Source organism: Kumtagia sp., assembly GCF_059502445.1.
Window position 1 is genome coordinate 24671 of record NZ_JCACER010000110.1, and the last position, 14936, is coordinate 39606.

9 protein-coding genes are annotated in these 14936 nt (G+C 69.1%); 4 read left to right on the top strand and 5 right to left on the bottom strand.

Features of this window, described 5'->3' with window-relative positions; genetic code table 11:
• Window positions 1–14 precede the first annotated feature (14 nt).
• The 4 genes from AC5JDC_RS29150 (at window position 15) to AC5JDC_RS29165 (ending at window position 7025) form a co-directional block, all read left to right on the top strand.
• The gene (locus AC5JDC_RS29150; RefSeq protein WP_495847041.1) at window positions 15–1307 is read left to right on the top strand and encodes an MFS transporter; all 1293 of its coding nucleotides are present in this window, start codon (window positions 15–17) and stop codon (window positions 1305–1307) included.
• A 19-nt stretch (window positions 1308–1326) separates the two neighbouring features.
• On the top strand, window positions 1327–3777 hold the full coding sequence (gene nirB / locus AC5JDC_RS29155) for a nitrite reductase large subunit NirB (RefSeq protein WP_495847043.1): 2451 nt from the start codon (window positions 1327–1329) through the stop codon (window positions 3775–3777).
• Between the two features lie 8 nt (window positions 3778–3785).
• Window positions 3786–4115, top strand: a complete 330-nt coding sequence (gene nirD, locus AC5JDC_RS29160) for a nitrite reductase small subunit NirD (RefSeq protein ID WP_495847292.1) — start codon at window positions 3786–3788, stop codon at window positions 4113–4115.
• A 231-nt stretch (window positions 4116–4346) separates the two neighbouring features.
• Window positions 4347–7025 carry a nitrate reductase gene (locus AC5JDC_RS29165; protein WP_495847045.1) on the top strand — a complete coding sequence of 893 codons (2679 nt, stop codon included), beginning with the start codon at window positions 4347–4349 and terminating at the stop codon, window positions 7023–7025.
• Between the two features lie 13 nt (window positions 7026–7038).
• Here the strand turns inward: AC5JDC_RS29165 and AC5JDC_RS29170 are convergent, their stop codons facing one another.
• The 5 genes from AC5JDC_RS29170 to apnL all read right to left on the bottom strand — a co-directional run bounded on the left by AC5JDC_RS29170 (window position 7039) and on the right by apnL (window position 14855).
• Window positions 7039–7992, bottom strand: coding sequence for an ABC transporter permease (locus AC5JDC_RS29170; RefSeq protein ID WP_495847047.1), 954 nt, complete (start codon window positions 7990–7992; stop codon window positions 7039–7041).
• Complete coding sequence (locus AC5JDC_RS29175; protein ID WP_495847049.1) at window positions 7985–10456, bottom strand: ATP-binding cassette domain-containing protein; 2472 nt, start codon at window positions 10454–10456, stop codon at window positions 7985–7987. Before AC5JDC_RS29175 ends, AC5JDC_RS29170 begins: the two co-directional genes overlap by 8 nt.
• A 64-nt stretch (window positions 10457–10520) precedes the next feature.
• Window positions 10521–11558, bottom strand: a complete 1038-nt coding sequence (locus AC5JDC_RS29180) for an ABC transporter substrate-binding protein (RefSeq protein ID WP_495847051.1) — start codon at window positions 11556–11558, stop codon at window positions 10521–10523.
• A 103-nt stretch (window positions 11559–11661) separates the two neighbouring features.
• The gene (locus AC5JDC_RS29185; protein ID WP_495847053.1) at window positions 11662–12954 is read right to left on the bottom strand and encodes a four-carbon acid sugar kinase family protein; all 1293 of its coding nucleotides are present in this window, start codon (window positions 12952–12954) and stop codon (window positions 11662–11664) included.
• Window positions 12951–14855 carry a D-apionate lactonase gene (gene apnL / locus AC5JDC_RS29190; protein ID WP_495847055.1) on the bottom strand — a complete coding sequence of 635 codons (1905 nt, stop codon included), beginning with the start codon at window positions 14853–14855 and terminating at the stop codon, window positions 12951–12953. Before apnL ends, AC5JDC_RS29185 begins: the two co-directional genes overlap by 4 nt.
• Window positions 14856–14936: the final 81 nt, after the last annotated feature.

Consider the following 14936-nt stretch of genomic DNA (forward strand, 5'->3'; position numbering starts at 1 on the left):
AAACGGAGCCGACAATGACCGCAACCCTCCCAGCCGCCCCGAGCCAGGACAAAGCTTCGGCCAGGGCGCTGCTCATGTCCACCATCGCCTTCACGGTCTGCTTTGCCGTGTGGACGATCTTCTCGATCATCGGCGTGCGCATCAAGCAGGAGCTCGGGCTCACCGAGACAGAGTTCGGCCTGCTGGTCGGCACGCCGATCCTGACCGGCTCGCTGGTGCGCATCCTGCTCGGCGTGTGGACGGACCGTTTCGGCGGGCGGCTGGTCTACACGACCACCATGCTGGCGGCGGCGGTCGCGACCTTCCTGCTTGCCTTCGCGCAGACCTACACGCAGATGCTGGTCGCGGCGCTCGGCGTCGGGCTGGCCGGCGGTTCCTTCGCCGTCGGCGTCGCCTATGTCTCGCGCTTCTACCCGGCGGGAAAGCAGGGTACGGCGCTCGGCATCTTCGGCGTCGGCAATGTCGGCGCCGCCGTCACCAAGTTCGCCGCGCCCTTCGTGCTGCTTGCCGGCGGCTGGCAGGATGTCGCGCTGATCTGGGCCGCGGTCCTCGGCTTCATGGCCTTCATCTTCTGGTTCGGCACGGAGGACGATCCGGTCATCCGCGAGCGCCGCGTCACCGGCGCCAAGCCGCGGAACTTCTGGGCCGAGTTCGCGCCGCTGAAGGACATGCGGGTCTGGCGCTTCGGCCTCTACTACTTCTTCTCCTTCGGCGCCTTCGTCGCGCTGGCGCTGTGGCTGCCGCGCTACCTGATCGGCGTCTACGGCTTCGACATCGCCATGGCCGGCATGATCGGTGCGGCCTATTCGATCCCGGCCTCGATCTTCCGGGCCTATGGCGGCGTGCTGTCCGACCGGGTCGGCGCGCGCACGGTCATGTACTGGACCTTCGCCGTCTCCGCCGTCGCCACGCTGATCCTGTCGCTGCCGCCGGCCGACTATGTCCTGCGCGGCATCAATGGGCCGATCGCCTTCCACTTCGAGGTCGGGCCGGTCGCCTTCATCGCCGTCGCCTTCGTGCTCGGCTTCTTCATGAGCCTCGGCAAGGCCGCGGTCTACAAGCACATCCCCGTCTATTATCCCGACAATGTCGGGGCGGTCGGCGGGCTGGTCGGCATGATCGGCGGGCTGGGCGGCTTCCTGCTGCCGATCGCCTTCGGCGTGCTCAACGATCTCACCGGCCTGTGGACCAGCTGCTTCATGCTGCTGTTCGCCATCGTCGTCGCCTCGCTGCTGTGGATGCACTTCGCCATCCGCGGCATGGCGCGCCAGGCCGCCGGCGAGCCGCTCGGGCTCGCGGCGCAGTAAGGACGACGGAGGCGCACCCATGACCGAGAAACTCGTCATCATCGGCAACGGCATGGCGCCGGGCAGGATGCTTGAGCACCTGCTCGAAGCCGCGCCCGGCCGCTACCAGGTCACCATCTTCAACGCCGAGCCGCGCGTGAACTACGACCGCATCATGCTGTCGCCGGTTCTCTCCGGCGAGAAGAGCTACGAAGAGATCGTCATCCACGGCGACGGCTGGTACATCGACAACGGCATCACCCTCTACAAGGGCCACAGGATCGTCGCCATCGACCGCGCGGCCAGGACCGTGACCTCCGACCACGGCGTGACCGAGCCCTACGACCGGCTGGTGATCGCCACCGGCTCGGTGCCGTTCATCATCCCCGTGCCCGGCCACGGCCTGCCCGGCGTGCTCAGCTATCGTGACCTGGACGACGTGCAGGCGATGCTGCTCGCCGCGCAGTCGCGCGCCAAGGCCGTAGTGATCGGCGGCGGTCTCTTGGGACTAGAGGCGGCGGCGGGCCTGCAGTCGCGCGGCATGGACGTCACCGTGCTGCACATCATGCCTACCCTGATGGAACGGCAGCTCGACCCGGCAGCCGGCTACCTGCTGCAGCGCGCCGTCGAGGCACGCGGCATCAAGGTGATGTGCAAGGCCAACACCAAGCAGATCATCGGCGAGGGCAAGGTCGAGGGCGTCGAGCTCGCCGACGGCACCGTCATCCCCGCCTCGCTGGTGGTCATGGCCGTCGGTATCCGCCCGAATGCCGGGCTGGCCAAGGAGGCCGGGCTGGAGGTCGGCCGCGGCATCGTCGTCGACCACGGCATGGCCACTTCCGATCCGGCGATCCTGTCGCTCGGCGAATGCGCCGAGATCGGTGGCCAGGTCTACGGGCTGGTGGCGCCGCTTTACGAGATGGCGCGCGTCGCCGCCGCCCACCTCGCCGGCGATGGCACGGCGCGCTTCGTCCATGCCGACACGCCGACCAAGCTGAAGGTCACCGGCATCGAGCTCTATTCGCTCGGCGACTTCGCCGATGGCGACGACCGCGAGGAGATCGTGCTGCGCGACGCCGCGGCGGGGGTCTACAAGCGCCTGGTGCTGAAGGAGAACCGCATCATCGGCACGGTGCTCTACGGCGAGACTGGCGACGGCGCCTGGTTCAACGACCTGAAGAAGAAGCAGACCGACATCTCCGAGATGCGCGACACGCTGATCTTCGGCCAGGCCTACCAGGGAGGATCCCCGCTGGACCCTTTGGCGGCCGTTGCAGCACTTCCGGATGATGCGGAAATCTGCGGCTGCAACGGCGTCTGCAAGGGCAGGATCACCGGCGCGATCACGGGCAAGGGGCTGACCGGCCTCGATGACGTGCGTGCTCACACCAAGGCCTCGGCCTCCTGCGGTTCCTGCACCGGGCTGGTCGAGCAGTTGCTGAAGCTGACGCTGGGCGACGCCTACAATCCGGCCGCCGTCCAGCCGATGTGCGGCTGCACCGACCTCGGCCACGACGACGTCCGCCGGCTGATCAAGGCGAAGGGTCTGAAGACGATCCCCGCGGTCATGCAGGAATTGCAGTGGAAGACCTCCTGCGGCTGCGCGAAATGCCGGCCGGCACTCAACTATTATCTCGTCGCCGACTGGCCGGACGAATATGCCGACGACTACCAGTCGCGCTTCATCAACGAGCGCGTCCACGCCAACATCCAGAAGGACGGTACGTATTCGGTGGTGCCGCGCATGTGGGGCGGGGTGACCTCGTCGAAGGAATTGCGCGCCATCGCCGACGTGGTCGACAAGTTCGCGATCCCGACGGTCAAGGTCACCGGCGGCCAGCGCATCGACATGCTGGGCATCCGGAAGGAGGATCTGCCGGCGGTGTGGTCCGACCTCGGCAAGGCGGGGTTCGTCTCCGGCCATGCCTATGCCAAGGGGCTCAGGACGGTGAAGACCTGCGTCGGCTCCGACTGGTGCCGGTTCGGCACGCAGGATTCGACGGGGCTCGGCATCCGCATCGAAAAGTTCATGTGGGGCTCGTGGACGCCGGCCAAGCTCAAGATGGCGGTGTCCGGCTGCCCGCGCAACTGCGCCGAGGCAACCTGCAAGGATATCGGCGTGGTCTGCGTGGATTCCGGCTACGAGATCCATTTCGCCGGGGCCGCCGGCCTCGACATCAAGGCCACCGAGGTGCTCGGCCAGGTGAAGACCGAGGACGAGGCGCTGGAGGTCATCGTCGCGCTCACGCAGATGTACCGCGAGCAGGCACGCTATCTCGAGCGCATCTACAAATGGGTGAAGCGCGTCGGCGTGCCCGAGATCAAGCGCCAGATCATGGACGATCCCGACAAGCGCAAGGCCTATTACGAGCGCTTCGTCTTCTCCCAGAAATTCGCGCAGGTCGATCCGTGGTCGGAGCGTGTCTCCGGCAAGGACAAGCACGAGTTCCGGCCGATGGCCGCGGTCGGTTTCGCGGAGGCTGCTGAATGATGAACAAGATGGATTGGATCGCGATCGGCTCGATCGCCAACATCCCGCAGCGCGGCGCCCGCTGCGTGAACACACCGCAAGGCAGGATCGGCGTGTTCCGCACCGCCGACGACCGCGTCTTCGCCATCGAGGACCATTGTCCGCACAAGGGCGGGCCGCTCAGCCAGGGCATCGTGCATGGCGCCTCGGTGACCTGCCCGCTGCACAACTGGGTGTTCTCCCTGGAGACCGGCGCTGCGCTCGGCGCCGACGAGGGTTTTGTGAAGACAATCCCGGTGAAGGTCGAAGATGGGCGGCTGTTCATCGCGCTGGAAGCGCTGGCGGCCAGGGCGGCATGAAACTCCTCATGCGAAACGCTGAGATGAACTGGCTTCGTCGCACCCCCCTCTGGCCTGCCGGCCATCTCCCCCGCAAGGGGGGAGATCAGGCGGAAGCCACGATTTCGCAAATCGCCGATGTCGGAGGAATAGCGGCGAGGTTGAAGCTGCCAATCTCCCCCCTTGCGGGGGAGATGGCCGGCAGGCCAGAGGGGGGTGCGAAGGGGCGCCCGGCTTCGAGGCGAACCGCAAATGTCAAGTGAGCAGGCAGCCGAGGTGAGGACCACCTGCCCCTATTGCGGGGTGGGTTGCGGCGTGCTGGCCAAAGTCGCCGCGGACGGCAGCGTGTCCGTCCGCGGCGATCCCGATCATCCCGCCAATGCCGGAAAGCTCTGCTCCAAGGGCTCGGCGCTCGGCGAGACCCTCGGCCTGGACGGCCGCCTGCTCTCCCCCGAGATCGGCGGCCGCGCCGCCGGCTGGGACGAGGCGCTCGACCTCGTCGCCAGGAAGTTCTCCGACACGATCGCCGCGCACGGGCCGGATTCCGTCGGTTTCTACGTGTCCGGCCAGCTTCTCACCGAGGATTATTACGTCGCCAACAAGCTGATGAAAGGCTTCATCGGCTCCGGCAACATCGACACCAATTCGCGGCTCTGCATGGCCTCCTCGGTCGCCGGCCACCGGCGCGTCTTCGGCGAGGACATCGTGCCGGGCACCTACGAAGACTTCGAGGAGGCCGACCTGGTCGTGCTGGTCGGCTCCAACACCGCCTGGTGCCATCCGATCCTCTACCAGCGGCTGCTTGCCGCAAGGACGAAGTGCGGCACGCGCATCGCCGTGGTCGATCCGCGCCGCACGGCGACGGGCGAGGACTGCGACCTCTTCCTGCCGATCAGGCCCGGCACCGACGTGCTGCTGTTCAACGGCCTTCTGGCGCATCTGGTGCGCCGCGGCGCGCTCGACGCCGACTACATCGCGGCCCACACCAACGGCTTCGACGCCGCGACCACGCTGGCCGCCGCCGACGCGCCGACGGTGGCGCGAGTGGCCGAAGGCTGCGGCCTGGACCCCGCGGATGTGCGGCGCCTCTACGACTGGTTCGCCGCGACGCCGCGCACCGTCACCGTCTACAGCCAGGGCGTCAACCAGTCGGCGCACGGCACCGACAAGGTCAATGCCATCATCAACTGCCATCTCGCCACCGGCCGCATCGGCAAGCCGGGCATGGGACCGTTCTCGGTCACCGGGCAACCCAACGCGATGGGCGGGCGCGAGGTCGGCGGCCTCGCCAACCAGCTCGCTGCCCATATGGGCTTCGAGGATTCGGCGGCGATCGACCGCGTCGGCCGTTTCTGGAACGCGCCCGCCGTTGCACGCAAGCCGGGGCTGAAGGCCGTCGACCTGTTCGAGGCTGCTGCCGACGGCCGCGTCAGGGCGCTGTGGATCATGGGCACCAATCCGGCCGTCAGCATGCCGGACGCCGCCAGGGTGCGGGCGGCGCTGAAGGCGTGCGATTTCGTTGTCGTGTCGGACGTCGTCCGCACCGACACGACCCGCTTCGCCGAAGTGCTGCTGCCGGCCGCCGGCTGGGGCGAGAAGGACGGCACGGTCACCAATTCCGAGCGGCGAATCTCCCGCCAGCGGCCGTTCGCGCCACTGCCCGGCGATGTCCGTCCCGATTGGTGGATCATCACCGAGGTCGCGCGGCGCATGGGTTTTGCCGAGGCGTTCGACTATGCAACGCCGGCCGCGATCTTCCGCGAGCATGCAGCGCTTTCGGCCTTCGAGAACCACGGCGCCCGCCTGTTCGACATCGGCGGACTGGCTGATATCGACGACGACGACTACGCCGGCTTCCAGCCCATGCACTGGCCGCTGCGGGCAGGGCGGGGCGCCCGCGCCGACCGTCTTGCCGGCGACGGAAAATTCCCGACGCCGGACGGCCGCGCCCGCTTCGTCGCCGTGCGCCAGGAAGGACCGGCCCTGCCGGTCGACGGCGCCTTCCCGATCGCGCTCACCACCGGCCGCATCCGCGACCAGTGGCACACGATGACCCGCACCGGGCTAGTGCCGCGGCTGATGGCGCATGCGCCGGAACCGGCGATCGAGATCAATCCCGCCGACGCCGCGGCGATCGGCCTGCGGGAGGGCGACCTGGCGCGGGTCGAGAGCCGCTACGGCAGCGGCCGCGCCAAGGTGCGCGTCACCGGCGCCCAGAGCGCCGGCCAGGCTTTTCTGCCCATGCACTGGAGCGGCCGTTTCGCGGCCAATGCGGCGGCGGGGCCGCTGTCGACGCCGGTCACCGATCCCTTCTCCGGACAGCCCGAGCTGAAGCACGTGCCGGTACGGATCGCCCGCGAGCCGGTCCATTGGGAAGGCGTGCTGATCACGCGCCGCGACATCCGTCCGACCGGCTTCGTCCACTGGAGCCGGGCGGCGGTCGCCGGCGGCTGGGCCTACGAGCTTGCCGGCACCGAGCCGGCGGAGCAGGGCATCCTGCTCGCACGCCGGCTGGTCGACGTGGTCCCGCGCGACAGGCTGCTGGAATATACGGACCGTCGCCATTCGATCTTCCGCGCCGCCGCCACGGACGACGACGGCCGCCTCGCGGAAGCGCTGCTCGTCGCGCCGCGCGGCGCGCTGCCGGAACGCGAGTGGCTGCTGTCGCTGCTCGCCTCCGGCGTGCCGCTGTCGCCGCTGGAGCGCCGCGCGCTGCTGTCCGGGCGGGCGCCGGTGGCGATGCCTTCGATCGGCCGTGTCGTCTGCGCCTGCTTCAATGTCGGCGTCAACCAGATCGACCGCGCCATTGCCGGCGGCTGCGCCAGCGTCGAGGAGATCGGCAGGACGCTGTCGGCCGGCACCAATTGCGGCTCCTGCCGGGTCGAGATCCGCGGGATGATCGAGGCCCGCCGGCTGCAGGCGGCGGAGTAGGTTTCGGCGCCGCTCAGCGCCGGCCGATCCTGGTGCCGGCGACCGACAGCACGGCGATGATGACGACGCCTTGCAAAATGTCCTGGGCGCCGGGCGGCAGGCCGGCGATCTGCATGGTGGTGACGATCATGACCAGAAGCATGCCGCCGAGCAGCGTGCCCAGCGCGGTGGCGCTGCCGCCGGCGATCAGCGTGCCGCCGAGCACGACGGCGCCGACCGATTGGAGCAGGTAAGGGGTGCCCATCTCCAGGAAGGCGCCGCCGGCATAGCCGGCGAGCAGCAGGCCGCTGAGCCCGGAGAGCATCGCGCTCGCAACAAAGGTCGAGGCGATCACCCGGGCGACGGGGATGCCGGCCAGCCGCGCCGCCTCGGCGCTCTGGCCGACGGCGAACAGCTTTCGGCCATAGGCGGTGCGCCCGAGCAGCAGCCCTGCCGCGATCGTCGCGATGATGGCGATGACGCACATCATCGGCAGGCCGGCGATGCGGCCCGTGGACAGAAAGCCGAGCAGCGCCGGCTTGGCGAACATGCCGATCTGCGCGTTCACGATCAGCGTCGCGGTGGCGAGGATGTAGCCCATTGCCAGCGTCGCGATCATGGCGGGGATGCGCAGCACCAGCACGAGCAGAGCATTGAGCATGCCGACCAGCGCTGTCGCCGCCAGCACGATGGCCAGCGTCAGCAGAAAACCCGCCGTCGAACCGGTGGAGGTCATCACGGTGAGATAGGCGCTCAGCGTCACCACGCTCGGGATGGACAGGTCGATATTGCCCTTGCCGGTGGTGACGACGAGCATCTGGCCGAGCGCCGGCAGGAGCAGGAACGAGGCGGAGATGGCGACGCCGCTCAGGCTGTGCAGGCTGAAGCGCGCGGTGATGGCGGTCAGGATCGCCCACAAGAGCAATATGCCGATCGCCGGCCAGATCCAGCGGTTCTCCCGGGCGAAGGCGAGGGCGCGCTCAGCCATGGCGCCTGCCCCTGGCGACGAGCGCCGCCTGCAATCCCAAAATGACGATGAGCAGGGCTCCCTGCACCGCCGCGTTGTAGTTGGTGCTTACCCCCAGCGAGGCGAGCAGCGCGCCGATCAGCGACAGCGTCACCGCGCCGGCCACGACGCCGAGCGGCGCGATGAAGCCGCCGAGCAGCTGGCAGCCGCCGATAACCACCGCGGCGATGCCGAGCAGCGTGAAGGAGCCGCCGGCATTGATGTCGCTGGCATTGTTGGCTGCCGTCACATAGAGGCCGGCGGCCATGGCGAACAGGCAGGCGATGGCATAACGCATGACGCCGTATCTGAGCGGCGACCAGCCGCCCCGCTTGAGCGCCAGCGGGCTCGAGCCGAAGGCGCGCAGCACCGTGCCGGCCGGAGAGCGGTCGATCAGGAAGGCCGCGGCCGCCGCGATCAGGATCAGCGCCAGCGGTGTCGGGACGCCGGGAATGCTCCAGGTAAACAGCGCCGTCAGCCATTGCGGGCTGGAGCCGCCGGGTGAAGGCTGCAGCGTCTGGCCGAAGCCGGTCCAGATGAAGGAGGCGCCGAGCGTTACCACGATCGCCGGGATGGCGCGCGCATGGATCAGCACGGCGATCAGGCAGTAGCCGGCGAGCCCGGCCAGAAGCGCGGCGAAGCCGAGCAGCGGCGAGGTGACCAGCAGCGTGGCGCTGATGACGTTGACCAGGCCGGTGAAGGAGCCGATGCCGAGGTCGATCTCGCTGCCGCCGACCACGAACATCTGGGCGAGCGCGATCAGCACCAGCGTGACCGCCGGCGCCAGCAGCAGCTCGATGCCGAAGCTGGACGCCACCAGCGGGTTCATCCAGCTCATGGCGGCGAACACCAGGATGAGGCTGAGGAAGGGGATGGCGCGCAGCAGCAGCGGGCCGATCGCGCCCGCCCGCTTCGCCGCCTGCGCCGTGCGGTCGGCGGCGGGCTGCTGGAAGGACGCAGCGACGATGCGGTCCTCGCTGATGGCGTCGCCCGCGAGTTCGGCGACGATCTCGCTCCTGGCGAACACCAGCACGCGGTCGCATTCGAGGAATTCGAGATCCTCGGTGGAATGCCAGATCACCAGCCGCCCGGCGGCAGCGATCTCGCGCACCAGTCGGTAGAAATCGCGCTTGGCGGCGATGTCGACGCCGCGCGTCGGATCGTCGAGCAGGATGATCTCGGCCTCGTCCGTCAGGGCGCGGGCGACGAGCACCTTCTGCTGGTTGCCGCCCGACAGGTCGAGGATGCCGGCGTCGAACCGGCTTTCGTCGAGCGCCAGCCGCTTCGCCAGCGACGCGGCAAGCGGGCGCTGGTCGGCAGCCTTCACCGGCGTCAGCGCCGCAAGCCGGGCGACGCGGCCGATGCCGATGTTCTCCAGCACGCTCCACAGCGGGAACACGCCTTCGCCCTGACGGTCGCCGGAAACGTAGCGGACCTCGCCGTCGCGCTCGACCTCGCCGGGTCGTGGCGTGGCGAACAGCCGCTGCAGCAGGTCGCGCTGGCCGCTGCCCTCCAGACCGGCCAGGCCGACGATCTCGCCGGCGCTGAGCTCGATCGGACCGCCCGTCGAAACGAGGTCGCCGGAGAGCCGCACCCGCACCGGCCGTCCGGCCTTGGCCGCATCGAGGGCCGGGCGGGTCGAGCGGTCGCCGGCTTCGGCGCCGCCCATCGCCTCGACGAGATCGCCGATCGAGGTCTCGCCGGCCGGCTTCTGCCAGACCAGCCGGCCGTTGCGCATGGCGACCACCCGGTCGGAGATGTCGAGGACCTCCGCCAGCTTGTGGCTGATGAAGACCACTGCAACGCCTTTGCCGGCCTGTTCGCGCACGAACTGCCGCAACTGGGCGCTGCGCTCTGCGCCGAGCGAGGAGGTCGGCTCGTCGAGGACGAGCAGCTTCAGCCGTGGATCGCTCGCCGCGCGGGCGATCTCCACCATCTGCCGCTCCGCAAGCGTCAGATCGGCGACGAGGCGGGAGGTCGGGATGCGCGCCCCCGGAAAGATGCGCTCGATGCTGTCGCGGGCCAGCCTGTGATAGTCCGCCAGCCACAGCGGCGACAGCCGCGCGAATTGCGGCTGCTCGACGTAAAAATTCTCGGCGACGCTGAGGTTCGGCGACAGCGACAGCTCCTGCCAGACGATGCGGATGCCGGCGTCGCGCGCCGCCCGCGGCGAGAAGGCGGCGAGGTCGACCGGCCGCCCGCCGAACGCCATCGTGCCCGTGTCCGGCTCGGTCACGCCGCAGACGATGCGCATCAGCGTGCTCTTGCCGGCGCCGTTGGCACCGACCAGCCCGACCACCTCGCCGGCGGCGACGTCGAGGTCGATCGCCTGCGCGGCGCGGGTGCTGCCATAGGTCTTGGCGACGCCCGCCAGCGAAAGCAGGGCATCCGGCGCCGGTCGAGCGGCCGGCGGACGGATGGTGTCGATCTCCATCGAAGCGTTCATCGCACTGTTCTCGATGAAAACGGCCGCTGTCGCCAGCGGCCGTTGGCATTCCGTGGGTGAAGGATCACTGCGTCTTGTCGACCAGGTTCTGCTTGACCCATTCCTGGCTGTAGCTCGGGCTGATGATGAAGCCGGGCTTCAGGTCCTTCGCCATCTCCGTGAGATTGGCGGGCTCGACCACGGCGACCGGCATGTTCATCTCCTTGGCCGGCTTGGCGCCCTTGACGATCTCGTAGGCGAGCCAGAAGGCGGCGCCGCCGATGCCCGGCGTCGTGTTCATCGAGGTGGTCTTGTAGCCCTTGGCCGCCTGGTCGTTCCACCAGATGACGAAGTCGCTGGAGCCGCCGCCCTCGATCACCGGCAGTTTTTCGGCATAGGGGCCGCCGGCCTGCACGAAGGCCTGGGCGATGCCGAAATCGTCGCTGCCGCCCTGGCCGAGCACGGCGTCGACCTGCGGCAGGCTGGGCAGCACGTTGGCGATGGCCGACTGCGCCACCGATGCCGTCGCCTGGCCGAAGACCTCGGCGACCACCTTGACGTCCGGATTGGCGTCCAGCACCGCCTTCTGCGCGGCATACATCAGATTGTCCGGGCCGGAGCCCTTGACGCCGCGCACGACGATGACGTTGCCCTTGTTGCCGATGAGGTCGAGCGTCGCCTTCGCCTGCTCGGTCTTGTAGCCGGTGAAGTCGAAGGACAGCTTGTAGGCGCAGTCGGCGGTCAGCAGCGAGTCGAAGGCGACCACCGCGATCCCGGCGGCGCAGGCCTTCTCGGCCAGCCCGTTCAGCGCCGTCTCCGACGCCGCGTTGATGGCGATGGCGTCTACGCCGCGCAGGATCAGCTCGGCCATCTGGCTGTTCTGCTGGTTGACGCTGCCGTCGCCGTTCAGCACGACGAAGTCGGCGATCTTGCCCTCCGCCTTGGCCTTCTCGGCCTCCGCCGTGAAGGCGTCGACCATCTGGCGGCGCCAGGTGTTGCCGTAGAAGGAATTCGACAGCGCGATCACCGGCTTGTCGGACGAAGCTTCTGCCGTGCCCGCCATGCCCCAACCCGCAAGCGCGGTGAAGACCGCGCAGGAAAATGCCGTGAGTCTGCTCAACATATATGACCTCCCATCAAAACATCAGCCGATTTTCGGCTGAAATCCAAGCTTCTCCCCAAGTTTCTGGCATACTCATTATACCATCGCTTCAGACGCCTCAACGTCAGATGTCGCGGGCCAGCACAAAATAATCGTCGTCGCCGACCTGTCCGCCCTTGAAGGCGATCTCGATCGCGCCGCCGTCGCGCCTGTGCGCGGTGCAGAGCGGCGAGCCGGGCGCCAGCGGGATGCGGCATTCCAGCGCCTCGATGCCGAGCTCTGCGATGGCGTGGCTGGATGTGTCGCCGCCGGCGACCACGGCCCGCCCGAGAGCAAAGCGGCGCACCAGCGTGTCGAGGATGCGGCCGAGGCCGATGCCGATCAGGTGATCACGGCCCTTGAGATCGGTGCCGGGCGTCTGGCCGCCGAGCGCGGTGTAGAGAAGCGGGCTCCTGCCGGATTGCAACGCCTCCGCCCCGGCCGCGACGGCGCGGTCGATCTCGCCGGCCGCGTTGTCCGTCGCAAGCGCCGCTGCGTCCAGCGCGATGCCGGCAAAACCGCGCGTCTCGGCGTAGCGTATCTGGCGTTCGGTGGTGGGCGAGCAACTACCGGAAACCACGGCGATCGGACCGCGCGTGCCCGGCCGGTCGAATTGATGCCGCCGGCCGGCGAGCGGCGTGTCTGCGCCTTCGGCGGTCAACGCATATTCCACGCCCGACGAGCCGACGACGAAAGGCGACAGCTTGCGCCGGCGCCACAGATGGCTGCCGACGATCCGCTGGGTCTCCGCGTCCAGAACGTCGAGCAGGACGATCGGAAAGGCCGCGAAGACCGCATCCAGGGCCTCGGCCGAGATGCCCTGCTTGAGGCGGACGAGGTCGACCAGGCCGACCGGCTTGTCCGTCTGCCGGGCCAGATGGAGGCGCAAATCCGCCTCGTGCATCGACGTCACCGGATGGCGGCTCATCACCGGGTGGCGGTCGATGCGGTGGTTGTCGCCGCGGAACGCCGCGAACAGATTGCCGAAGGCGGTGTAGCGCCTGAGCTCGGGCGCGCCGACGACCAGCGGCGTCGAGGCCTGCCCGAAGATGTCCGCCCCGATGTCCAGCGCCCGGCCGATGCTGCCGACGGTCGGGCTGGAATCGAAGGTCGAGCAGACCTTGTAGTGGCAAATCTCCGCGTCCCGCGCCTTGAGCCAGGCGAAGACCGGCGGCAGGTGCGCGTCCATCCATTCCGGCGTCTCGCTGCGGCTGGTGCCGGCGATGCCGATCGCCCTGTGCCCGGCGAAACGGGCGGCGACCTCTGGCGCCGGAATGCCGGCGAACAGCACCGTCGGGATGCCGCGCAGCTCCAGCGCCTCCATCACGTCGGTGGAGCCGGTGAGATCGTCGCCGTAATAGCTGAGCAGCGGCTTCACGGGCGGGGGCTTTCCGTCGCGACGGCCGCGAAGCCGTAGGCGCCGAGCCGCAAGCGCGTTCCGTCGAGCGGGCGCTCGGGCAACGCCCGGCCCTCGGCCGCCGCGGCAAAGCTCTCCTCGTCCAGGACTTCCGCCCTCGCTGCTCCCGGCACCTCGACCGACACGGCATCAGCCGTCAGGTTGGCGACCAGCACGGTCCGGCCGGCAGCGAGCGCCAGCACTTTTGCCGGGTCGCTGCTTTCCGCCACGCGCATCGTCAGCCCGGATAACCAAGCGAGAGCGCGCGCGGCATGGAAGGCTGGCCTGCGCCCGCCCGCGTCGACCACGCCGAACGGGCCCGTGAGCGCGCCCAGCGTCAGATGCGTCAGGCCGGCCGGGGCGGTCGCCGCGGCGTAGCCGATCATCCACGCCGCCGCGAACAGGCCCTTCTGGCGCGGCTCGTCGGCGACCATGGTCATGCGCCTTGCCGCGCCGGGATTGTCGGCGAGCCGTGCGCCATAAGGATTGTGGCGCATGCCGATCGCCGACGGGCCGATCCGATAAGGTTTGTCGCCGAAGATGGCGCGCACCGAGCGGGTGACGAAGGGCAGCGCCTCCAGCGTCTCCATGACGCTGCGGTCGTCCGCTGCATGCACCAGCGGCGCCGTCGTGTGGGTGACGAAGTCGAGCAGTTCGGCCGGCGGCCGCTTGCGGTTGAGCTCGGTGAAATAGTTGAACATGCCGCCGCCGAGCGGCACGCCGGGAAACGCCTTGCGCGCAGCGCGATAGATCTCGTCGAGCGGCGGACAGTCAGGCCATGTGCTGCCGGGCGGCGTCGATTTCAGGTCGGGCGCCGGGCTGACCGCCAGTGCCGACAGCGACAGGTCCGCTTCGGCCACCAGCCGCGCGGTCTCGCGCAGCTCCGCCTCCGGCCGGTCGCGGCAGGGCAGCACGCATTCCAGCGTGGCCGGCAGCGGAAGTCGCCGCAGGAGCTTCGCGAAGCCGGCAAGTGCTGCCGCGCTGTGCCCCTCGGCGGGGTTGTAGTGCAGGATCAGGTGGCGTGGCCCGACCTCGGCGAGCGCTTCGATTGCCGCCAATGTCGCCGCGGTCTCCTCCGGCGTGACCACCAGCCCGAAATCGGGCGCCGCGCCGGTCTCGTCGCCAATGGTGATGACTATCGGCCGATCTGCTGCCGAGCGCGGCGCTGCCGGCGTGCCTGAAAGTGTCAGCGTGATCGCCTGGCGCTGTGCCTCGCCGGCGCGCAGTTCGTAGGGCCAGGGCAGGGCAAGCGGCCGCACATAGGTCTTGTAGGAGGCGTCCGTCCAGTTGCGCTGGTCCTCCATTTCGAAGGCGTCGCCTTCCATGCGGCACGTCGCCGTGACGCCCGGCGTTACCGTGTGCGTGATCGCTCGCATGTCGAAGAAGGGTTGCGCCGGATCGATCGTCTCGGGAAAGCGCGCCTCTTCCACCGAGCCGTCGACATGCTCGACCTCGACCGGCTCGCCGGCCACGCCGACGATCGGGTGCAGGATGCAGAAGCCGCAGCGGTTGGTGCCGAAATCGCGGTCCGGCAGGGCGGCGACGTCGAAGACGAGACGCCCGCCGGCATCGCCTTCGATGCGCGCCTCGTAGGTCAGCGTCGCCCCGTCCGCCGCCTTGCACGACGCACGGTAGCTCACGGCGAAGCGGTCCGGCTGCTCCTCGACCTTCAGGTCGGCGAATTGCGGCGCGCAGGTGCCCCAGTTCTCGTCGCGCACGAGATAGGAGACGGCGCGCAGCGCCTCTTGGCCGTGCCAGGAGATCGCCCGCAGGTTGCCGTCGCTGAACTCGGCGGCGAGCGGCCCGGCCGTCAGCCAGCGCGAGGCGGCCGGCGGCTCATCGGTGCCGTAGAGGATTTCGAGGCGTGTCGCGGATTTGCTCATACCAGCGGTTCGCATCTCATGGCTGGGCATTCCGTCGCTGCTGGCATTTCAGGTCGCGCCTGGCGCCCTCGTGGTTCGACA